This window comes from Vibrio sp. Isolate34 (assembly GCF_022397915.1).
Classification (GTDB): domain Bacteria; phylum Pseudomonadota; class Gammaproteobacteria; order Enterobacterales; family Vibrionaceae; genus Vibrio.
On record NZ_JAKEUO010000005.1, the window covers coordinates 128,696 to 150,006 of the forward strand.

General features: G+C 44.7%; 17 protein-coding genes. 9 read left to right on the forward strand and 8 right to left on the reverse strand.

Annotated features, from left to right (window positions below; translation table 11 throughout):
* Positions 1-83 precede the first annotated feature (83 nt).
* A complete protein-coding gene (gene aroG, locus L1D22_RS07675) occupies positions 84-1,136 on the forward strand; it encodes a 3-deoxy-7-phosphoheptulonate synthase AroG (protein WP_239829277.1) in 1,053 nt (350 codons plus the stop codon).
* Between the two features lie 112 nt (positions 1,137-1,248).
* Here aroG and L1D22_RS07680 read toward each other — a convergent pair whose 3' ends face one another.
* The 3 genes from L1D22_RS07680 to L1D22_RS07690 form a co-directional block, all read right to left on the reverse strand.
* Positions 1,249-2,673, reverse strand: a complete 1,425-nt coding sequence (locus L1D22_RS07680; RefSeq protein ID WP_239829278.1) for a phosphomannomutase CpsG — start codon at positions 2,671-2,673, stop codon at positions 1,249-1,251.
* Between the two features lie 15 nt (positions 2,674-2,688).
* Complete coding sequence (locus tag L1D22_RS07685) at positions 2,689-4,182, reverse strand: mannose-1-phosphate guanylyltransferase/mannose-6-phosphate isomerase (RefSeq protein WP_239829367.1); 1,494 nt, start codon at positions 4,180-4,182, stop codon at positions 2,689-2,691.
* Between the two features lie 80 nt (positions 4,183-4,262).
* Entirely contained in the window at positions 4,263-5,378 is a 1,116-nt protein-coding gene (locus tag L1D22_RS07690) for a mechanosensitive ion channel family protein (RefSeq protein ID WP_239829279.1), read from the reverse strand.
* A gap of 187 nt (positions 5,379-5,565) precedes the next feature.
* On the opposite strand from L1D22_RS07690, the gene L1D22_RS07695 reads away from it, so the two are divergent.
* On the forward strand, positions 5,566-6,222 hold the full coding sequence (locus L1D22_RS07695; protein WP_239829280.1) for a TrkA family potassium uptake protein: 657 nt from the start codon (positions 5,566-5,568) through the stop codon (positions 6,220-6,222).
* A gap of 26 nt (positions 6,223-6,248) precedes the next feature.
* Positions 6,249-7,616, forward strand: a complete 1,368-nt coding sequence (locus L1D22_RS07700; RefSeq protein ID WP_239829281.1) for a TrkH family potassium uptake protein — start codon at positions 6,249-6,251, stop codon at positions 7,614-7,616.
* Between the two features lie 131 nt (positions 7,617-7,747).
* Here the strand turns inward: L1D22_RS07700 and msrB are convergent, their stop codons facing one another.
* Complete coding sequence (gene msrB / locus L1D22_RS07705; protein WP_239829282.1) at positions 7,748-8,890, reverse strand: peptide-methionine (R)-S-oxide reductase MsrB; 1,143 nt, start codon at positions 8,888-8,890, stop codon at positions 7,748-7,750.
* 201 nt (positions 8,891-9,091) lie between these two features.
* Between msrB and L1D22_RS07710 the strand changes: the two genes are divergently transcribed.
* A complete protein-coding gene (locus L1D22_RS07710; protein ID WP_017068628.1) occupies positions 9,092-9,490 on the forward strand; it encodes an OsmC family protein in 399 nt (132 codons plus the stop codon).
* 102 nt (positions 9,491-9,592) lie between these two features.
* On the opposite strand, the gene L1D22_RS07715 is transcribed toward L1D22_RS07710, so the two are convergent.
* The 4 genes from L1D22_RS07715 to phnW all read right to left on the reverse strand — a co-directional run bounded on the left by L1D22_RS07715 (position 9,593) and on the right by phnW (position 14,577).
* Entirely contained in the window at positions 9,593-10,663 is a 1,071-nt protein-coding gene (locus tag L1D22_RS07715; protein WP_239829283.1) for an OmpA family protein, read from the reverse strand.
* Between the two features lie 437 nt (positions 10,664-11,100).
* A complete protein-coding gene (phnX, locus tag L1D22_RS07720) occupies positions 11,101-11,919 on the reverse strand; it encodes a phosphonoacetaldehyde hydrolase (protein ID WP_239829284.1) in 819 nt (272 codons plus the stop codon).
* A 97-nt stretch (positions 11,920-12,016) separates the two neighbouring features.
* Complete coding sequence (locus tag L1D22_RS07725) at positions 12,017-13,474, reverse strand: aspartate aminotransferase family protein (protein ID WP_239829285.1); 1,458 nt, start codon at positions 13,472-13,474, stop codon at positions 12,017-12,019.
* Positions 13,474-14,577: a 2-aminoethylphosphonate--pyruvate transaminase gene (gene phnW / locus L1D22_RS07730; RefSeq protein ID WP_239829286.1), complete on the reverse strand. Its 1,104-nt coding sequence runs from the start codon at positions 14,575-14,577 to the stop codon at positions 13,474-13,476. Before phnW ends, L1D22_RS07725 begins: the two co-directional genes overlap by 1 nt.
* 327 nt (positions 14,578-14,904) lie before the next feature.
* Here phnW and L1D22_RS07735 point away from each other — a divergent pair, with 327 nt between their 5' ends.
* From L1D22_RS07735 to L1D22_RS07755, 5 genes are all read left to right on the forward strand, one after another.
* Positions 14,905-15,915, forward strand: a complete 1,011-nt coding sequence (locus L1D22_RS07735) for a putative 2-aminoethylphosphonate ABC transporter substrate-binding protein (protein ID WP_239829287.1) — start codon at positions 14,905-14,907, stop codon at positions 15,913-15,915.
* 104 nt (positions 15,916-16,019) lie between these two features.
* Positions 16,020-17,438, forward strand: coding sequence for an FAD-dependent oxidoreductase (locus tag L1D22_RS07740; RefSeq protein ID WP_239829288.1), 1,419 nt, complete (start codon positions 16,020-16,022; stop codon positions 17,436-17,438).
* Positions 17,439-17,512: 74 nt separating this feature from the next.
* Positions 17,513-18,166 (forward strand): HAD-IB family hydrolase, encoded by a 654-nt coding sequence (locus L1D22_RS07745; RefSeq protein ID WP_239829289.1) that lies wholly within the window; start codon positions 17,513-17,515, stop codon positions 18,164-18,166.
* Between the two features lie 274 nt (positions 18,167-18,440).
* Positions 18,441-19,550, forward strand: a complete 1,110-nt coding sequence (locus L1D22_RS07750; protein WP_239829290.1) for a putative 2-aminoethylphosphonate ABC transporter ATP-binding protein — start codon at positions 18,441-18,443, stop codon at positions 19,548-19,550.
* 6 nt (positions 19,551-19,556) lie between these two features.
* Positions 19,557-21,281, forward strand: coding sequence for a putative 2-aminoethylphosphonate ABC transporter permease subunit (locus L1D22_RS07755; RefSeq protein ID WP_239829291.1), 1,725 nt, complete (start codon positions 19,557-19,559; stop codon positions 21,279-21,281).
* Positions 21,282-21,311: the final 30 nt, after the last annotated feature.

Sequence of the window (21,311 nt, forward strand, 5' to 3'; positions counted from 1 at the left end):
GAACAAGAAGATATGTGCTGATGGAAAGTTACGTGAGATAACGTACATTCAGCTCAAGGATAGAAAATAGGAAGAAGTAAGCAATGTTCCAGACTGATGATGTAAGAATTAACAAAGTAAAAGAGTTATTACCACCTGTTGCTGTTTTAGAAAAGTTTCCAGCGACAGAAATTGCTTCTTCTACAACCTTTGAAAGCCGTAAAGCGATTCACAATATTTTAGAGGAAAGCGATGATCGCTTGCTCGTTATTGTAGGTCCATGTTCTATTCATGACACTGAAGCTGCTCTTGAGTACGGTAAGCGTTTGAAAGTGCTACGCGACGAACTAGGCGATAAGCTTGAAATCGTAATGCGAGTTTACTTTGAAAAGCCACGTACAACCGTTGGTTGGAAAGGTCTGATCAATGACCCGTACATGGACGACACATTTAAGCTAAATGATGGTCTTCGCCTAGGACGTAAGCTACTGCTTGATCTAACAGACATGGGCATGCCGACGGCAAGTGAATTCCTGGATATGATCACACCTCAATACGTTGCTGACCTAATCAGCTGGGGTGCAATCGGTGCACGTACTACTGAATCTCAAGTTCACCGTGAACTGGCTTCTGGTCTGTCTTGCCCTGTTGGCTTTAAGAATGGTACCGATGGCAACATTAAGATCGCAACAGACGCAATCCGTTCTGCTAGCGCTTCTCACCACTTCTTGTCGGTAACTAAATACGGCCACTCAGCTATCGTAGAGACAGCAGGTAACCCTGACTGTCATATCATCCTACGCGGTGGTAAAGAGCCAAACTACAGCGCAGAGCACGTTGGTAAGATCAAAGAAGAGCTAGCAGCTTCAGGTCTTTCACAGAAGGTGATGATCGACTTCAGCCATGCAAACAGCTCTAAGCAGTTTAAACGTCAAATGAACGTATCTGATGACGTAAGTGCGCAGATCTCTGCTGGTGATAAAGCTATCTTTGGTGTGATGATCGAATCTCACTTAGTTGAAGGTCGCCAAGATTTAGTCGAGGGTAAAGCTGCAACATACGGCCAGTCGATTACTGATGCTTGTATTGGTTGGGAAGATACTGAAACCGTACTTCGTCAATTGGCAGATGCTGTTGAAGCTCGCCGTAATAAGTAAATTGGTGACTTTAATTAGTCTCTAGCACGACTTAGACAATTGAGGCCCTTATTTGCTTTCGTGAATAAGGGCTCTTTTGTTTTTTAATGCTAACAGGAAGCAGTCAGTATCTTTAAACAAGAAAAGACAGTAGCTCGTCGACTTTACGTGACAACAAAGCTCTATCTTGTCTGGTTTCTGCGTTAAGGCGTATTAATGGCTCGGTATTGGCCTTTCTCAAGTTGAAACGCCACTCGCCCATGTTGATGCTTATTCCATCGGTATGATCGATGTCTTCAGCACTTTCTCGGTAGCGTGACAATACTCGATCCATAACTTGCTCAGGGTTTACTACCTCGCGATTGATCTCGCCTGAAGAAGGGAATTTGCCCATGCTTGATCTGATAAGTTGGTGGAGAGACTGTTGAGTCTTACTAATCAACTCAATCACTAACAGCCAAGGAATCATTCCCGAGTCGCAATACCCAAAGTCACGGAAGTAGTGATGTGCACTCATTTCTCCACCGTACACCGCATTCAGTTCTCGCATCTTCTCTTTAATCAGAGCATGCCCAGCTTTGACGCCAACAGCGTTTCCACCAAGCTTGTTAGCAACTTCAATCGTATTCCATGTCATACGCATATCGTGCAACACAGTAGCGTTAGGTTCTTTCAGTAAGAATGCTTCGGTGAGCAGACCAACGATATAATAACCCTCAATATAATTGCCTTGTTCATCGAAGAAAAAGCAACGGTCGAAATCTCCATCCCATGCGATACCAAGGTCGGCGGAATGAACTAAGACAGCATTGCGTGTCGCAGTCTGGTTCTCTTTAATTAAGGGGTTAGGAATACCGTTGGGGAATTTTCCGTCTGGAGTGTGATGAACCTTGATGAAAGAGATAGGAACACTCAGTTCGTTAAACTTCTTCTCTAACGCGTCAATGACATGCCCAGCAACACCGTTCCCTGCGTTAACCACAATCTTCATCGGTGACAGCCTTGATGGGGTGATATACGAGAGTATGTGCTCTACATACGGAGCAAGAATACTGGTCGTTCTACAAGAATAAGAGGGTTGTACATGGCTGGTCGGTAGATCGCTGACTGGCTGTTGATCTAGAACCTCAATGCGTTGTTTGATTACATCTAAACCACTGTTTTTACTAATCGGACTCGCACCTGCACCGACTAATTTCATTCCGTTGTAATTGATTGGGTTGTGGCTAGCCGTAATTTGGATTCCGCCAATCGCATGCAGGTAGCGAGTTGCAAAGTAAACCTCTTCAGTACCTGTCATACCGAGATCTATTACGCTTATTCCAGACTCGTTTAAGCCTTTGGTTATGGCTTCTTGTAGTGAAAGGGACGTTTCGCGGTTATCACGGCCAATCACTACTTGAGCCAAGCTATCGAGTGACGCTTCAGCTGCAGCACAAAGTACGTGTTCGCCAAATGCCTTTCCAAGCAGAAAGGCGAGGTGTTCATTGATTTGTTCACCAATGATGCCGCGGATATCGTTATTCTTAAAGCAGCTTAGGTCTAATGTTGATTTCATGGATTTGTCGCTGCTTTAGTTCGATTTGTTGCTTTGAGACGGATCGGACTGTTTGCATTTTACGTCTCGCCCATAGCTATCTTGATATCGGATGATGTCGTCTTCGCTCAAATGGCTGCCGGTTTGTACTTCGATCATTTCGAGTGGCAGTTCGCCTGGGTTTTCTAAGCTATGAACATGTCCTAATGGAATGTAGGTGGATTGGTCTTCTTCGACTAGGTAAGTTTTCTCATCATTGGTTACCTTCGCGATGCCTGCTACGACAACCCAGTGTTCCGCTCTATGATGATGCATCTGTAGTGATAACTTGTGACCGGGTTTTACGGTGATACGTTTTACTTTGTCGCGTTTACCTAGGTCGATTACATCGTATTTACCCCAAGGTCTAAACACCTCACGGTGATGAACATGTTCTGTGCGACCAGCCTGGTTCAGTTGACTAACAATCGATTTTACGCCTTGAACTTTGTCTTTATTCGCAACCAATATAGCGTCTTTGGTTTCGACAATAATCAGGTTTTCGACACCCACAGTCGCAACTAATTTATTTTCAGCATGGATATAGTTGTGCTGAGAATCGACAGTCAACACATCGCCTTCAATTACGTTGTTGTTCTTGTCCTTATCACTGACATCCCAGATTGCAGACCACGAACCAATATCATTCCAACCGACATCCATAGGAATTACTGCAGCGTGTGAAGTTTTTTCCATCACGGCATAGTCGATAGAGTCGCTAGGGCTGCTTTTGAATGCTTCGGCGTCAATACGAATAAAGTCGAGGTCGGTGTTTTGCGTTGCGAGAGCGAGTTTACAGGCGGCTAAGATCTCGGGACTATGTTCAGCAAGTTCTTCAAGGTAGCGTGATGCTCTAAACATGAACATACCGCTGTTCCATAGGTATTGTCCCGAATCGATGTATTGCTCTGCCGTTGCTAGGTCGGGCTTTTCAACGAAACATTCAATCGCATAAGCATTTGGGGAGAGAGGCTCTCCTTGCTTGATATAACCATAGCCCGTCTCGGGTGCGCTCGGAGTAATACCAAATGTGACGAGTTTGCCTTGTTTCGCGTATTCGACACCTCTCGCTACCGCTTGCTGAAATTCGGTCGTTTTGGCGATGTGATGATCGGCTGCCAGTACCAATAATATTGGATCTGACTTGTTCTGTTGGTTGCTGTTCGAGTGACTTAAAGCCTGTAAGGCTGCAAGTGCGATGGCAGGCGCTGTGTTTCGACCTACAGGTTCTAGCAAAATACCACTGTGTTGGATGTTAGCGGATCGAGCTTGCTCTGCAGCAATAAAGCGGTGTTCTTCGTTACAGATAATGAAGGGAGCGGCACACTCGGTATCACTTAAGTGCGCTTTAAGGCCTTGCAAACGCAAAAGGGTTTGCTGGAGCATCGATTGTTCGCCAGCAATATTGAGGAACTGCTTGGGGTAAAGCTCGCGAGATAGTGGCCAGAGGCGGCTACCAGAGCCACCAGCTAGAATGACAGGTAAAATCATATCGTGGTAATTGAGTGCCTTAAAATACTGGCACCATGTTACCACGCTTCACCGTTATTATTGATCGATAAGAAATTTACTTATCGATGACCCTCTGTATTGGAAGTGACCATATCTTGAGCTTCGCTAAAACCTTGTGGATCGATTTTTAGTGTTTGAGTTGGGAAAGCTATATCCGCATTGTGCTTGTGAATTATTGCCAGCACCTGCAGTAGCACATCTTGTTTTACCTTATGGTATCGCACCCAGTTGACGGTTTTAGTGAAGGTATAGATGAAGAAGTTCAGCGTTGATGGGCCAAACTTATCGAAGTTCACGATGAGTGTTTGTTTAGCATCGATGTCTGGATGTGTTTCAAGCATGGCTTTTACGTCATCCACGATAAGAGCCAGTTTGCTCGCGTCTTGGTAGCGAAGCCCGAAGGTTTCATTGATTCGGCGGTTCAACATTCGAGATGGGTTCTCCACCACAATGTTACTGAATACTGAGTTTGGCACGTACAATGGGCGCTTATCAAAAGTGCGGATAATCGTCATGCGCCATCCAATGCGTTCGACTGTACCTTCTATTTGACGGTCGGGAGAGCGTATCCAATCGCCGACTTTAAAAGGACGATCGAAGTAAATCATCATCCCGCCAAAGAAGTTCGATAATAGGTCTTTGGCCGCCAAACCGACAATTAAACCGCCCACACCACCAAAGGTGAGCAAGCCCGATAGGCTGAGCCCAAACGCTTGCATGATGGTTAGGCCACCCATCACCATAAAGAACAGGCGGGCTACTTTTGCAATTGCCTGTACCGTCGTTTCATCTCTGTTTTTCTGCTCTAAGACGTACTCTTCAGTATTGGTGATCATTCGTAAGGTAAACCAAACGAAAGTACATATGATCAATATGTTTTTTAGCGTTCTTAACCAGTTGATTTCGTTGCCAAACTGGTCTTGAAGAATCAATCCAACTGATACAGTCGCAGGCCAACACCAAAGTAACGTACTGACTGGGGTTTTTAATGCTTCTAGTAGTAGGTCATCCCAGTGGAATGAGGTTTTCTGAACCAGAATTTCTAAGCGATTATGGATAATTCGCCAAGCTACCCAAGCAAGAAAGCTCGCAATAGTGATGAATAGGACACTGATCGTCCAATCACTATGGCTTTGGTTAATGTAGGTTTGTACTTGGGTTAAGAATTCATTCATTGTGTGTGCTGCCGCAGAAATTATGAATTGGAAATTAGCAGAAACTGGAATTGTTCTCTACCTTTATAAATCAAGCGATTATGACACTAGTATAACCTTATTATTGAAAAACTAACTTTTTTTTGAGGTGGAAAATAATGTAGGTTTGATTATCCCGTGTAATTAAAATTTCTCAACAGGACTTCAAATGAGCGACAAACAATATGCAGTTATCGGTTTAGGGCGTTTTGGGTTATCTGTATGCAAAGAGCTGCAAAGTTCAGGCGCGCAGGTACTAGCCGTCGATATTGATGAAGAGCGAGTGAAAGAAGCTGCGGCTTTTGTTTCACAAGCGATTGTTGCGAACTGTACGAGCGAAGAGACGGTAAAAGAGTTAAGGCTAGACGATTATGACATGGTAATGGTTTCGATTGGCTCCGATGTTAACTCGAGCATTCTAACCACTTTGGTGGTGAAAGAGTCAGGCGCAAAAGCCGTCTGGGTGAAGGCAAACGATAAATTCCACGGTAAGATCCTCTCTAAAATTGGTGCTGACCATATCATCATGCCAGAGCGCGATATGGGCATTCGTGTTGCACGTAAGATGTTGGATAGACGCGTTCTTGAGTTTATCGACTTAGGCAGTAGTTTAGCGATGACCGAAATTGTTATCGGTGCCAAGTTATTGGGCAAACAACTTCGCGAACTCAAGTTGTGTAAAGAGACTGGCGTTGAAGTGCTTGGCTTCAAGCGTGGTCCAAACCTAACCAAAGCTCCGGATCTGGATGTGAGTTTAGAAATCGGTGATGTCGTGATCATTGCAGGGCCGAAAGAGACCTTGTCTAGAAAACTGCGTAATTGGTAACCGGCAATGGGTCATAAGGTAATAGTATGAATTCGTTAAAACGAAAAGGTACTTTCTACACGCTTAAGAGAGATGAAAAACCACGTAAAGGCTCTGAACCTAAGATTATTCTGACGAGTTTCTTAGGTGTTCTTATCCCTTCGGCCATACTGCTAACGATGCCTGTTTTCTCTGTTACAGGGCTTAGCTTTACGGATGCGTTGTTTACCGCGACTTCCGCGATCAGTGTGACTGGCTTGGGTGTAGTCGATACGGGTGAACACTTCACTCTGGCTGGAAAAATCTTACTGATGTTTTTGATGCAAGTGGGCGGGTTAGGACAGATGACCTTATCAGCGGTACTGCTCTACATGTTTGGTGTTCGGTTAAGCCTGAAACAACAAGCATTAGCAAAGGAAGCATTGGGACAAGATCGTAAGATCAACCTGCGAAAACTGGTCAAGAAGATCATCATCTTTGCGTTAGTCGCTGAATTTATCGGCTTTGTGTTGCTCTGTTTCCGATGGGTTCCTGAAATGGGATGGGCAACTGGAAGTTTTTACGCACTTTTTCATGCGATATCAGCCTTCAATAACGCAGGTTTTGCTCTGTTTTCAGACAGTATGATGAGCTTTGTTGACGACCCTCTCGTGATCTTTACGCTTGCGGCTCTGTTCATTTTTGGTGGTTTAGGCTTCACGGTAGTGGGCGACCTATCAAGTAACTGGCGTAAAGGTTTCAGACATCTACATTTACACACCAAGATAATGCTGACAACAACACCGACTCTACTGTTAGTGGGTACGGTATTGTTCTGGTTGTTGGAGAGAAGCAACTCCGCGACCATGGAAGGTCTATCGGTTCAAGGTCAGTGGCTAGCAGCATTTTTCCAATCGGCAAGTGCTCGTACTGCAGGCTTTAACAGTGTTGATCTATCTCAATACACACAGCCTGCTTTATTGGTGATGATCGTGTTGATGTTGATTGGTGCTGGCTCTACCTCAACAGGCGGTGGTATTAAGGTATCGACCTTTGCGGTTGCCTTTGTAGCGACTTGGACATTCTTACGTCAGAAGAAGCATGTAGTGATGTTTAAGCGCACTGTCACATGGCAAGCAGTAACCAAATCATTGGCCATTATTGTGGTTAGTGGCGCGATACTAACCACCGCGATGTTTTTGTTGATGCTTACTGAAAAAGCCGCCTTTGATCGAGTCATGTTTGAGGTGATCTCTGCTTTTGCAACGGTAGGGTTAACTGCTGGATTAACTGCGAACCTAACGGAGCCTGGCAAGTACATCATGATTGTTGTGATGGTCATCGGTCGTATTGGTCCTTTGACTCTTGCGTATATGTTAGCTCGTCCAGAACCTTCTTTACTCAAGTATCCAGAAGATACTGTGTTGACGGGTTAATAATGCCAACAGGTTAGGGTTAACCCTTGTTGTTAGTGCGTTAGAGAAACGAAAGCCAGCGATATGCTGGCTTTGTTGTTTATGAATAGAATGTTGTTGATGAACTTAACGAGTTGGGATTGAGTCGTTAATTAGCCCTCAAACATCTCAACGTATTCTTCGTAGCCTTCTTCCGCTAATTTATCCGCAGGGATAAAGCGCATTGCGGCTGAGTTCATGCAGTAACGTAAACCTGTCGGTTTAGGGCCATCTTTAAATACATGACCTAGGTGAGAATCGCCAAATTTACTACGGACCTCGGTTCTTGGATAAAGCAACTTGTAGTCAGTCGTAGTTACCACGTAAGCCTCACTGATTGGCTGTGTGAAGCTCGGCCAACCTGTACCTGATTTGTATTTGTCTTTTGAAGAGAACAGCGGCTCACCAGTAACGATGTCGACATAGATACCTTCCTGTTTGTTATCCCAGTATTTGTTATCAAACGGACGTTCTGTCGCGTCATCTTGCGTTACATCGTATTGAAGTGCCGTTAACTTGGCTTTGATCTCTGCATCAGACGGCTTAACGTAGGTTTTAGCATTGGCTGTCGCATTCTTACCATCGATGATCTGGCGGAGTGTTTGTGGGTTGTCCTTTCTATCCTCGCCGAAGATTTTGTCTAAGTACTGGTCACGACCTGATGCGTAGCGATAGTAGTTATAACGAACCTTGCTCTTCTTGTAGTAATCTTGGTGATAGTCTTCTGCTGGCCAGAATTTCTCAAACTCAATCAGTTCTGTTTTTAGTGGTGCACCAAAGATTTGAGCCTTGTCGATCTCCATCATGAAGTTCTGAGCAACGTCTTTTTGCTCTTGGTTATGGTAGAAAATAGCAGGACGATATTGAGGGCCTCTGTCTACGAATGATCCTTTGTCATCTGTTGGGTCGATGTGTCGGAAGAATTGGTCAAGAACCTGTTGATAGCTAACCACATCAGGGTTATAGGTCACGTTGATCACTTCTATGTGACCCGACTTGCCTGAAGAGACCTGTTTGTAGGTTGGGTTTTCCAGTTCACCACCAGAATATCCAGAAATAACGTCGGTTACACCTTTTAGTTTCTCTAGATCGGATTCTGTACACCAAAAACAACCACCAGCCAGTGTCGCGATTTCACTTTTACCTGAATTAGCCGTTTTATCCATTGTATTGGCAGTGCCAGTCTGGCTTACAAACAGCGAAATCAGTGGTAGCGCAACCACGAGTGATACCAATATTTTAGATAATTTATTCATAGATACCTCATCTTGACGTTCTTCTCATTCGATTTTGAATGTACGAATAGAGACAGGTTTTAGATGGAAAAAATTGCATCATTCACAAAAAAAATATGTCGCCGAGAAAATCTTGCTCATAAATGCCGCCAGTAGTAGGGTGTCAGTATTGATATCCAATAATAGATAGTGATGGCGGTTATCGTACATCTAAGGAACAACATGCAAGCAGAAGTTAAATGGGTCGAAGGTTTTAAATTCCTAGGTCAATCTCAATCTGGCCACTCTGTAGTAATGGATGGCAGTGGTGGTGCAACCGCGCCAAGCCCTATGGAAATGGTCCTGATGGCCGCTGGTGGTTGTAGCTCTGTTGATGTAGTGGATGGTTTGAAATCTGCAGGCCAGAACATCACAGGCTGTAATGCAAAACTTGAAACGACACGTCGTGAAACAGCACCAAAAATCTTTACCGTGATTAACATTCACTTTGAAGTGTCTGGTGACAACCTAGATCCTGAGTTGGTGGCTAAAGTATGTGCTGATTCGCTAGAAAAATACTGTTCAGTATGTCTAATGTTAGGTGCTGGCGTAGAAATGACTCACAGCTGGGAAATCGTTTAGTTTTCTGATTGCCGAGCTTGGCTTAGATCAACAGCAGACAAAGAAAAGGGCGAAGCACTTTAAGTGCTTCGCCCTTATTATTTCGGTTAAAGTAGAATGCTATTATTCAGCAGTTTCTACGATAACTTCTTCAACTTGTACTTCTTCTTGGTATTCGAAGCTTGGGATCGTTGCTTCAACACGACGGTTTTGTGCTCGACCTTCAGCTGTATCGTTTGATGCAACTGGGTTTTCTTCACCTTCACCTGTAGCAGTGATACGCTCAGCTTCGATACCTTGCTCTTCGATGTGCGCAGCAACTGCAGCAGCACGTTTCTTAGAGATCATCATGTTGTATTCAGCAGCGCCTGTTGAGTCAGTGTGACCAACAACAACAACAGTCGATTGAGGGTGAGCTTTTAGAACTTCAACTAGAGGTTGTAGTGCAATTTTACCGTCTGTAGACAGCTCAGTACTGTTTGTTGCGAACATTCCTTTAGAGTAGCTCTCTGTTTGTGCTTTAGTCACAACAACAGTACTTTTCTCTTCAACAACAACTGCAGGCTCTGTGATTGGCTCAGATGGTGCTTGTGTTACTGCTGCCGCAGAAGCTGCTGCTGCCGCCGCTGATGCAGTTGTGTTGCCTGTACCGAAATTGTAGCTAACACCAACAGACAGTAGGTTTGAGTTTAGGTCTTGAACGTAGTTGTCATCGAAGTCATCAAAGTACTGGTACTCAACGCGTAGTGCCCAGTCAGAAGAAAGTTGCTTCTCTACACCGATACCAGCAGATAGTACAACGTCATCTTCACCACCGTGCGAGATGTAAGCAGGACCTGCTTTGAAGAATACGTCAAACTCTTGCTGTACTGGAAGGCGGTACATTGGCGTTAGTGAGATTGCGATTAGTGGATCGCTGAACGCAGCTGTTGTGCCGTTCTTTGAAAAGCTTGTTTTGTAATCACCTAAGAAATCAGAACTCAACTCAATGCCAAGTCTTTCTGTGAAATTATAACCAGAGTAGATACCAGCACCAATTGCATCATCATCACATTTAGTACCGCTTACACACGCGCTGTCTAACCAGCCTAGGCCGACTTTTGCACCAACATAAGTGGTTGCAGCAATTGAAGGCGCTGCTGCTAGGCCTGAGGCGGCAACAACAGCACACATGATTTTCGACAGTTTTTTCATAATCTTATCCTTGGATTAACTCTTATTGTTATCTGAACTTACCAGTAAAATGATCACTTATTGGGTTACGACACTGCTTATAATAAGTAAATCAAGGTGTTGGTTCAGCTGAACCTATTTCTTTCTCAGTACTTATATTGTTAATCTGATTGCGTATTGGAGTCAATGAAATTGTTAGATATTATACATTTAGATGGTTTTTATTATTAATTTTATCATTTATTGGAATGCCTATATTTAAAGCTATAGCTTAGCCTCGTGTATTTGCCAGTGACTTTGAGGGGAATAAGTAAAAAACTTGCGCTTTATCATGCTTATAAACGCAAAATCCCCATCCACCATGTCTAACTCGGTTGAGTACATGATTAGATAGGGATTTGAATTGAAACTATAGCGGTATTTTCACGTTTTACATCACGTGAATAGCTCGACTTTGTTTACGGACGCTCACCCGCCAATAAACGCTTCTCGATATCTGCGATCACGCTAGGTAAGTCTGCAATAGTATCGATCAGGTAGTGAGGGTTTGATTTGTTCAGCTTCACGCTTGCTTTTTCACGCGCCGTTGCCAGTGTTGCTTCGTCTGCGTCTAAGTATTCTTGATACGTTAAGCCTGCTTCGTTACCTGATAGAACAAGGCCAACCGTCCACATCCCTGCGTTGTGGCCTTCATCGATACCCGGTGCTGCATCATCCACTTTCACACAAGCAGCAACGCTCGTAACGCCTAGGTCAATGACGTTTTTAAGTGCCATGAATGGAGCTGGGCGACCGCCTTGAGGTAAGTCATCCGTTGCAACTACGTTGTCTGGTCGATAGCCATAATCTGCCGCAGCAGGGATTAGCACATCCATTACTTCACGTGGGTAGCCTGAACAAGAACCGATCTTCACGTTCTTCTGTTTAAGGTTATTCACCACTTCAATCGCGTTTAAAATCGGCGCAGCGTGGTCGGCTACTTTCGCTTTTTGAAGAGGCATGAATGCCGCGTATATCGCGTCAACGTCTTCACTGGTCATTGAACGTCCGAACTGGGCATTCCAACGAACATCAACAGCAGGGATTCGACCCACCGCTTGGATGTGATCCCATTTACCGATACCCATAGGTTCACGAGCTTCAGCTAAGTCGATGTCAAAGTCGAAACCTTGTTTGAATGCTTCAACGAAGATGCTAGTTGGAGCAAACGACCCAAAATCAACGATAGTGCCAGCCCAGTCAAAGATAACCGCTTGGATAGGTGATGTTGTGTTCATAATAGTGTCCTATTTTTGTGTCACTCCCAGTGCAAAGTATTGGGAGGACGAATGATTGTTTGAGGTTATTGGTTTAAATGTTGATTTAGAGAGTGAATTAAAGGTATTCAAAATCTATGCAGACTTTGGCTATCGCTTTTTCGAAGACAGACAGAGCGACTTCTAGTTCGTTTCGGCTGATGATCAATGGCGGGCTTAATTGAATCACGTTACCTTGTGACACCTTGAAGCTCAGGCCATCGTTCAGACATTGGTAAAGTACGGCTTCTGCTTCATCGAACGCTCGGGTTTTGGTGATATGGTCAGTAACCAATTCCACACCCCAAAGTAGGCCGATACCGCGAACGTCACCAATAACTGGGTATTTCTCTTTCATTTGCAGCAGTTGTTCACGAACGAATACGCTGTCCGCTTGCACTTTTTCAAGTAGGTTTTCTTGCTCAATCACTTCCATGGTAGCCAGTGCCGCCGCGCAGCCAGTAGGGCTTTTCTCATGGGTGTAGTGTCCAAGTGATACTTGCGCTGCCGTGTTGTATTTGTCTTTGGTGACCATGGCTGCAATTGGAACCAAGCCGCCGCCAAAACCTTTACCAATACAAAGGATGTCAGGTTCGATATCAAACGCTTGGTGTGTGAACCATTCTCCGCTACGACCCATGCCATTTGGGATGTCATCAATGATCAACATGACGTTGTGTTTGTCACAGATCTCACGGATGCGTTTCCAGTAAGCTTTACTTGGCACTTGAACGTCTGTGTTACGAACCGCTTCGGCAATGAAGGCACCAATACCACCTTCTTTTTCAATCACATACTCGAGGTAATCGGCGTAGTGAACATCGCATGCCGTCTCATTGTTATCGCTTGAGCTACACTCACTTAACGGAAAACTAGCGCGAAGCGAAAAAGAGTCATTGAGCGGGAAAGCACCACGATAGGAAATCGCTGGTGGAATACGTTCTACGCCAGCCATTAACGGCCCCATACCTTCGCGAAAACAAGCTTCGCCGCCGACAGAGATCGCATCGAGTGACGCACCGTGGAAGGAATCCCACAATGAAACGACTTTGAAGTTATTGGTGACATGTCGAGCCAGTTTGAGTGCCATTCCAATAACTGAAGTACCACCTGGAGCAAACAATACACGCTTCAATTCACCACCACAGATCTGCGTAAGCTTTTCAGCGCACTGAACGGCTGTTTCATTGGTAAAGCGACGCGGTGAAAACGGCAATGACGCCATTTGTTGAGTCACTTTATTAATGATGTGTGGGTGGCCATAACCCAGCTGATGAACATTGTTACCGTGAAAGTCCATGTACTTCTTGCCAGTCGCATCTTGAATATAGATGCCCTCTGCGGCTTCAAGTGTATCTAGGCAAGGCGTTGACATCGCTTGATGAAGAAACACGTTAGAGTCACGTTTTAACATCGCTTGAGTCGCATCATCGTTTAGCGACTCATTCCATTTTTCACGCGCTGGTGTGGTGTTCACATCGCCTTCGCTTCGAAAGTGTGTCGCCTTTAGAACTGGCTCTTGATTGGTCATCGTCATTATTTGATGTCCCAGTACATAGCGTTTTTCACTGCTCCAATGAGGGCTTCAATGTCCGACGGGTAAACTTCACCGATGTTACCGATGCGGAAACAGTCTGCGTTTGAAACCTTGCCCGGATAAATCACAAATCCTTGCTCTTTCAAACGGTCATAGAACTCCTTGAATTGGTAATCGCTATGAGTTGGAGAATAGAAAGAGGTGATGATCGGTGAATGAAGGTCATCATTTAGCAGAGGTTCAAAACCAAGAGAGCGCATACCGGTAACCAATGTGGTTTGGTTGGTTTGGTAACGATTATGACGAGCTTCGATGCCGCCTTCCTGTTCCAGTTCAAGCAGGGCTTGGTAGAAAGCACGTACTGTGTGAGTCGGAGAGGTGAAGCGCCATTTACCGTGGTTGCTTTCCATGCAGTGCCATTGGTCAAACAGGTCAAGGCTTAATGAGCGAGCTTGGCCTTTACACTTTTCAAGTTCCGATTGCTTTGCAATAACAAAGCCGAACCCCGGTACGCCTTGGATACATTTATTGGCCGAGCTGATCATGTAGTCGATGCCTAAGTCAGCAATATCCATCGGGATGCCGCCGAAGCTCGACATCGCATCAAGAATAACGGTTTTGTTGTGTTGTTTTGCCAATTTGGCAATGTCTTCAATTGGATTCAGCATGCCAGTCGTGGTTTCACAGTGCACAATTGCCACGTGAGTAATGTCTGAATCCATAGCCAGTGCCGTTTCCATTTCGTTCAAGTCAGGCTGTGATGTTTCACCCGGGGAAACGACATGGCATGGAATGTTTAAATAGTCTGCGATTTGAGCAATACGAGCACCGTACGCACCGTTATCCACAACCAAAAGCTTACCGCTGTTAGAGATAACACTGCCAATCGTAGCTTCAACTGAAGCTGTACCGCTACCTTGCATTAATACGCTTGTGTATCCCGCTTGCTTAGTCGCCAAAGTCACTAACTTGCTACGAATTACTTCAACAACGTCTTTGTTGTATTCATCATCCCAAGTACACCAATCTTTTAGCATCGCTTGGCGAACGGTTTCAGAAGTAGATAGAGGACCCGGTGTCAGTAGTAAGTATTCGTTTCTCATGTTCAATTCTCGTGATATTTATTTTGGACTATACCAGTATTTAAGGTTACTTTAACAACCAATTTAAACGGTCGTAAATAGCCCAAACATCATTTTCACAAAAGCTTCATATTAAAATTGGTCACTTGTCTTGAGAAATTTCCCGATCTTTAAACTGCCATTTTTTGTTCATTTAATCGTCATAAAAGCCAGTTACCTTAATACTCGAAATCTGGTACATACCAATGTGAAGGGTGTGTGCTAACAACCTAAATGAATTTATGGATATAGAAGCCTCTAGATGGAGCTTCTAACTTCTAACCTTGGCATCGGGCCTGACTGGAGAAAATGATGAAAAACCGTTTTATGAAAGGATCACTTGCAGCATTAGTCACTCTATTAGCGGGTAATGCTTATGCAGCACAGGAAGTGACGGTTTACACTGCTTTTGAAACTGACATTTTAGCGAAATACAAAAACGCATTTGAAAGTGAAAACCCAGACATCAACATCAAATGGGTTCGTGATTCAACCGGGATCATGACGGCAAAATTATTGGCTGAGAAAAATAACCCTCGAGCAGAAGTCGTGTGGGGCCTTGCAGGTTCTTCAATGGCCTTACTGAAAGAGGAGGGCATTCTTAAGCCTTACATTCCTCAAGGTGTAGAAGCGTTGCGTTCAAACCTCAACGATCCGCAATCTACTCAAGCTTGGTATGGCAACGATGCATTCTTCAATGCGGTTTGTTTCAACGAAGCGGTAGCGAAACAACTTAACCTACCAGCACCTAAATCTTGGGATGACCTAACGAAGCCTATCTACAAAGGCCATATTGCGATGCCAAACCCAGCGTCTTCTGGTACGGGTTACATGCAAGTGTCTGCTTGGCTGCAAAACATGGGTGAAGACCAAGGTTGGAACTACATGCAGAAGCTAGATCAAAACATCGCTCACTACACGCACTCTGGTTCTAAGCCATGTGTTCAAGCGGGTATGGGTGAAGTCGCTATCGGTATTTCTATGGCGAGCCGTGGCGCTAAGCTAAAAACTCAAGGTGCACCACTTTCTGTGATTACGCCTGAAGGTATCGGTTGGGAATCTGAAGCGGTAGGTCTTGTTAAGCCGTCTGATGCAGCGCAACGCGTGGTTGATTGGTCTATCTCTAAAGCAGCAAGCGAACTTTACATCGAAATGTACCCAGTTGTTGGTCACCAAGATGTGACGGCAACAATTGAAAACTTCCCTAACGTCGAAAAGAACATGGCAAAAATGGACTTTGCACGCATGGGCAGCGAGCGTGCAGACGTATTGAAAACATGGTCTGAGAAGTTTGACGCTAAATCAGAGCCAAAATCTTAATCTATCGAGCTAGTCAGTTAATTAGAAGTTAGAAATCAGTAAAGGAAGGCTTCGGTCTTCCTTTTTTAGTTTTACGCCTTTAGGTATTAAGTAAGGTACGACAAATGACAAAGCACTATTCATTTTGGTTCAAACAAGCATTGGAACAGGAGTTTGGCAGTATAAATGCAGGTCTAGAATCCGCGAATCCACTTCAAAAAGACGTTAACTGCGACATCGCTATTGTTGGCGGTGGTTACACAGGGTTATGGGCGGCGATTTTAATCAAACAGCAACAGCCTCAAAAACACGTTGTAGTGATTGAAAAAGGCTTGTGTGGCAGCGGCGCTTCTGGCGCGAACGGTGGCTGCATGTTGACGTGGTCGACTAAGTATCCAACGTTGAAGAAGTTATACGGCAAAGAACAAGCAAAATGGCTGGTTAAAGAATCGGAAAAGGTCATTTACGAGATCGAAGCTTTCTGTAACGAACACAACATCGACGCGCATCTCTATCGCAGTGGCACTTATTACACGGCGACCAATGAAGCGCAAAAAGGTGGAATGCAGCCTGTTGTGAATGAGTTGGTCAAGCAAGGAATAAATAGTTGGAAGAAGTGTGACAAGTCTTTGCCTGATAAAGCGGGATCGGAGCGTCATATAGAAGGCTATTATTCGGAAGCCGCGGGCAGTGTGCAGCCAGCATTACTGGCGAGAGGGTTACGTCGAGTTGCTATTGATTTAGGGGTTGAAATTCACGAAAACACGGAGATGACTTCGCTTGATTATGGAGCCCCGGCTCGAATCCAAACCAAAGGTGGATCTGTCTTTGCCGACAAAGTAATTTTGGCGCTTAACGCATGGATGCTCGATCACTTTAAAGAGTTTAAACGCAGTATTGTGGTTGTTTCGTCAGACATGGTTGTCACTAAGCCTATCCCTGAAAAGCTTAAGCAGTTTGGCCCAGAGAAAGGGGCGGCAGTAGTGGATTCACGTATCTTTGTTCACTATTACCGAGACACCCAAGACGGACGACTCATGTTAGGTAAAGGTGGCAATAAGTTCTCGTTTGCCAACCAAGTAGAAAGCATGTTTAACCAAACCACTAATTATCTACCGATTCTCAATCAATCCTTCCAAAAACTGTTCCCTAAACTGGAACAAAGTGAATTCGATTACAACTGGTCGGGTGGCTCAGATCGATCGGTAACAGGATTGCCATTTTTCGGTAATCTAAAAGGCCAAACCAACATCTATTATGGGCTCGGTTACTCAGGTAATGGTGTTGCTCAAACTCGTATGGGCGGAAAGATTCTCTCATCTATGGTACTCGGAACCGATAACGCTTGGACCTGTTGTGGACTAACCAAGGGGCCGCTTGGACATTTCCCGCCAGAGCCATCTCGTTGGGTGGGTGCAATGATGGTGCGAGACGCAGTGCGAAGAAAAGAGAACGCGGAAGATTCTGGTAACACGCCATTGTGGCTAGATAAGCAATTGGCAAAGCTGGCTGGTGCGGCAGGTAAAGCCGACAAGGTAGAGTAAATCTGTTGTTTAGATTTTTTCTCGCCCGCTAAGTCTGAGTTGGAAGTTAAATTTGATTTGAAGTGAGAATTGATATGACGACCCCGCTGTATGTATTTGATCTAGATGAAACACTCATGGACGGAAACAGCGCCATGATTTGGAATGAGTTTTTGGTTGAGAAAGGCTTAGCGAATGAACCTAGCTTTCTGAACGAAGAACGCCGGCTAATGACGCTGTACGTTCAAGGTATTCTTAATGAAGATACTTACCTTGAATTTGCTACACGCTCTCTAGCGAAAAAGACACATCAAGAGGTGTGTGCTTTGTTAGAAGAGTGTATTGATAGCAAAGTTCTGAGCAAGATCTTTCCTCAAGTGATGCAGGGGAGTTGGTCTTCCAAAACACAAGGGCAGCCGATGGTGATCATTTCTGCGATTGTCTCATTCATTCCTGCATGCGTAGCGAAAAGGCTTAATATTCCGAATGTTGTCGGCATCGAACTAACGGAAGAATCGGCTCAATACACTGCCAAAATTCTAGGGCTTCCAAATCACCCATACGGCAAGAGTGTTGGTTTGAAAGAGTGGCTAGAGCAGCACAGTACCTCGTCTCATCAACGTCAAAACAATGGTGATTCAATCAACGACTTGCCTCAATATGAATTGGCCGATCGCCCTCATCTCGTTAATCCACACGAACGTTTAACGGCTCGTTCGGACTTTGCTCCATGGTGTGCGGTCTACTGATTTCAGTATTGGTACAAGCGATAGGTATAACCATCAGCAAGCATTGATATTTGGCGGTGAAAAGTACATTGGCTTTCATCGTCAAATACTATTTTTGAAACTATTGGTTTACTGTAAGTTATTGAATATTATAACTTGTTTAACTCGCGTCTTCCTCCGCTAGAATGAGTTTTATTTCTGCAATATAACTGTCACTTAGCTTCTATAAATTTGTCACTCAACTGAAATATTCAAAGTTTAAATTTGGTATATACCATATAAAGAGTGCTGTAGTATGAGCAACCAAACTTATTTGAATATTGAAAACGTTGTAAAGCAATTTGGCCAATTTACAGCGCTAAAAGACATCTCCTTATCGATTGAAAAAGGCGAGTTCGTCTGTTTCCTTGGCCCGTCTGGCTGTGGAAAAACCACCTTATTACGTGCGATTGCAGGTTTAGATTTACCAACTTCTGGCTCTATCGAGCAAAACGGTAATGACACAACCTTCTTGCCGCCAGAAAAGCGCGACTTTGGCATTGTGTTCCAATCTTACGCATTGTTCCCAAATCTGACAGTGGAAGAAAACATTGCGATTGGCCTTAAAAACCAAGGTATGTCGACCAAAGAAGCCCTTGAGACTGTTGAATCTTGGTTAGAAACCATCGGTCTGCCTACGTCGGGTCAGAAATTCCCAAATCAACTGTCTGGTGGACAGCAGCAGCGTGTGGCTTTGGCTCGCGCTTTGGCTTTGTCTCCGGGCTTGCTGCTCCTTGATGAACCGCTGTCTGCATTGGATGCGAAGGTAAGGACACACCTGCGCGACGAGATTTGTCAACTGCAGCGCAAATTGGGTATCACCACAATTATGGTGACGCACGATCAAGATGAAGCTTTGACGATGGCGGACCGCATTGTGGTGATGAATCATGGAGTTATCGAGCAAGTCGGAGCTCCGCAAGAGATCTACCAAAAACCTGTAAGCCGTTTTGTGGCGGAGTTTGTGGGCAGTATGAACTTTATTCAAGCGTCTGTAGCAGCTCAGGGAAAAATGCGTATCGCTGAGTCTATGTTGCCACTGCCTGGGTTAGACAACCTGACACCAAAGCAGGGTGATGTGTTTGATATCGCGGTTCGTCCAGAGCAAATTCAGTTTGTTGATCGTTTTAATGAATCTTTACCTGTTCGAATCGTATCAAGTGAATTTCTAGGGGCGTTTTATCGCGTGGAGTGTGAGTTGCAACACGACTCGACCGCGAAAGAGATCATCGTTGATGTGCCTGTTAAAGAGTTCAACCGATTGAAGCTGCGCCGCAGTGATATTCGTTACGTGGCATTCGATCAAGAAGGCCTGAGAGCTTACCCATCGAAAAGCTTACAAGTGATGAAAGACGAGGCGGCGTAATCAATCATGGAATCGACTCAAATGATGCAATCTAAGCTGCTATTTCAACGACGAGTACAACCTTTTCTTGCTCGGTTGAGTAAAGACAACGTTATCCTATTTGGGCTACTGGCATTTTTGTCTGTAGTCATGACACTGTTTATTCTGATGCCACTGTGGGCAATGTTGAAAAAGAGTGTTCAAAACGCAGATGGCGAATTTGTCGGTTTACAGAATTTCGCGACGTATTTTGCTTCTCAAAGCCTGTGGCAATCCGTTGGTAACACCTTTACGTTGGGCTTGTTGGTAACAGCTGTCGTTGGTGTTTTAGCGTTTGGTTATGCCTATGCTTTGACTCGTTCTTGCATGCCTTTTAAGGGGCTATTTCAGGTTCTAGGTTCTGCGCCAATTCTTGCTCCGTCATTACTTCCTGCAATCAGTTTGATCTTCCTATTTGGTAACCAAGGTATCGCCAAAGAAGTGTTAGGGGGCAACTCGGTATACGGCTTGATTGGTATCTCACTCGGCTTGATATTTTGGACTTTTCCGCATGCCTTGATGATTCTAACCACTTCACTTAGAACGTCCGATGCTCGTCTTTACGAGGCAGCGCGCGCTCTAAATACTTCATCGCTTAAAACCTTCTTCATGGTGACCTTACCTGCAGCTAAATATGGCTTAATCAGCACTTTGATCGTTGTGTTTACGCTGGTGGTTTGTGACTTTGGTGTACCAAAGGTCATTGGCGGTAGTTACAACGTTCTATCGACGGACATCTTTAAACAGGTGGTTGGTCAACAAAACTTCTCGATGGGTGCTGTAACCAGTATCTTGTTGTTATTGCCTGCGCTACTTGCGTTTACAGTGGACCGCTGGGTGCAAAAGAAACAGAAGAGCTTGTTTGATACTCGTTCTGTTGCGTACCAACCAGAGCCAAATACCGTGCGTGACGGCTTGTGTTTCCTTTATTGCACGATTATCTCTGCTGCTGTCGTTATCGTGTTGGGCATGGCGATATACGGTTCTATGGTGACCTTCTGGCCTTGGAATAAAGCACTCACCTTAAATAACTACAACTTCGCAGAAATGAGTACCTATGGTTGGACTCCGTTCTTCAACTCTCTGACGCTTGGCACATGGACTGCCATTATCGGTACCGTGTTGATTTTCTTAGGTGCGTACTGCATTGAGAAGGGCAGAGCATTTGGTCCTGTTCGTCAGGCGATGCAAATGCTCAGTGTTGTGCCAATGGCGGTTCCGGGTATGGTGTTGGGTTTGGGGTATATCTTCTACTTCAATGACTTGAGTAATCCACTCAATTTCTTGTATGGCACAATGGCGTTCTTGGTTATCAATACCGTGGTTCACTACTACACGGTTGGGCACATGACGGCATTAACTGCGCTGAAGCAGTTACCTTCGGAAATTGAAGCTACGGCTGCCTCGGTTAACTTACCGCAATACAAGTTGTTCTTTAAAGTGACGGTACCTGTTTGTCTGCCTGCGATTTTAGATATTGCGACATACCTGTTTATTAATGCACTTACCACGACATCTGCGGTAGTATTCTTGTATTCTACCGATACGATACCTGCGTCAGTTTCAGTACTGAATATGGACGATGCGGGGCAAACCGGTGCAGCAGCAGCCATGGCGGTAATGATCATGATATCTGCAGCGAGTGCGAAGTTGATTCATATGTTAATCAATAAGTTATTTGAGAAGCGCACCCAAGCTTGGCGCAAGCGCTAGCGAACCATTTATATTGCAGTTGGCCAAGGA

What these genes read in the sequence shown, in the direction of transcription:
- L1D22_RS07735 (WP_239829287.1), top strand. Translation starts at nt 14,905, where the DNA reads ATGATGAAAAACCGTTTTATGAAAGGATCACTTGCAGCATTAGTCACT.
- L1D22_RS07715 (WP_239829283.1), bottom strand. Translation starts at nt 10,663, where the DNA reads ATGAAAAAACTGTCGAAAATCATGTGTGCTGTTGTTGCCGCCTCAGGC.
- L1D22_RS07690 (WP_239829279.1), bottom strand. Translation starts at nt 5,378, where the DNA reads ATGAATGAATTCTTAACCCAAGTACAAACCTACATTAACCAAAGCCAT.
- L1D22_RS07685 (WP_239829367.1), bottom strand. Translation starts at nt 4,182, where the DNA reads ATGATTTTACCTGTCATTCTAGCTGGTGGCTCTGGTAGCCGCCTCTGG.
- aroG (WP_239829277.1), top strand. Translation starts at nt 84, where the DNA reads ATGTTCCAGACTGATGATGTAAGAATTAACAAAGTAAAAGAGTTATTA.
- L1D22_RS07695 (WP_239829280.1), top strand. Translation starts at nt 5,566, where the DNA reads ATGAGCGACAAACAATATGCAGTTATCGGTTTAGGGCGTTTTGGGTTA.
- L1D22_RS07725 (WP_239829285.1), bottom strand. Translation starts at nt 13,474, where the DNA reads ATGACGATGACCAATCAAGAGCCAGTTCTAAAGGCGACACACTTTCGA.
- phnW (WP_239829286.1), bottom strand. Translation starts at nt 14,577, where the DNA reads ATGAGAAACGAATACTTACTACTGACACCGGGTCCTCTATCTACTTCT.
- L1D22_RS07750 (WP_239829290.1), top strand. Translation starts at nt 18,441, where the DNA reads ATGAGCAACCAAACTTATTTGAATATTGAAAACGTTGTAAAGCAATTT.
- L1D22_RS07740 (WP_239829288.1), top strand. Translation starts at nt 16,020, where the DNA reads ATGACAAAGCACTATTCATTTTGGTTCAAACAAGCATTGGAACAGGAG.
- L1D22_RS07680 (WP_239829278.1), bottom strand. Translation starts at nt 2,673, where the DNA reads ATGAAATCAACATTAGACCTAAGCTGCTTTAAGAATAACGATATCCGC.
- L1D22_RS07700 (WP_239829281.1), top strand. Translation starts at nt 6,249, where the DNA reads ATGAATTCGTTAAAACGAAAAGGTACTTTCTACACGCTTAAGAGAGAT.
- L1D22_RS07755 (WP_239829291.1), top strand. Translation starts at nt 19,557, where the DNA reads ATGGAATCGACTCAAATGATGCAATCTAAGCTGCTATTTCAACGACGA.
- L1D22_RS07710 (WP_017068628.1), top strand. Translation starts at nt 9,092, where the DNA reads ATGCAAGCAGAAGTTAAATGGGTCGAAGGTTTTAAATTCCTAGGTCAA.
- msrB (WP_239829282.1), bottom strand. Translation starts at nt 8,890, where the DNA reads ATGAATAAATTATCTAAAATATTGGTATCACTCGTGGTTGCGCTACCA.
- phnX (WP_239829284.1), bottom strand. Translation starts at nt 11,919, where the DNA reads ATGAACACAACATCACCTATCCAAGCGGTTATCTTTGACTGGGCTGGC.
- L1D22_RS07745 (WP_239829289.1), top strand. Translation starts at nt 17,513, where the DNA reads ATGACGACCCCGCTGTATGTATTTGATCTAGATGAAACACTCATGGAC.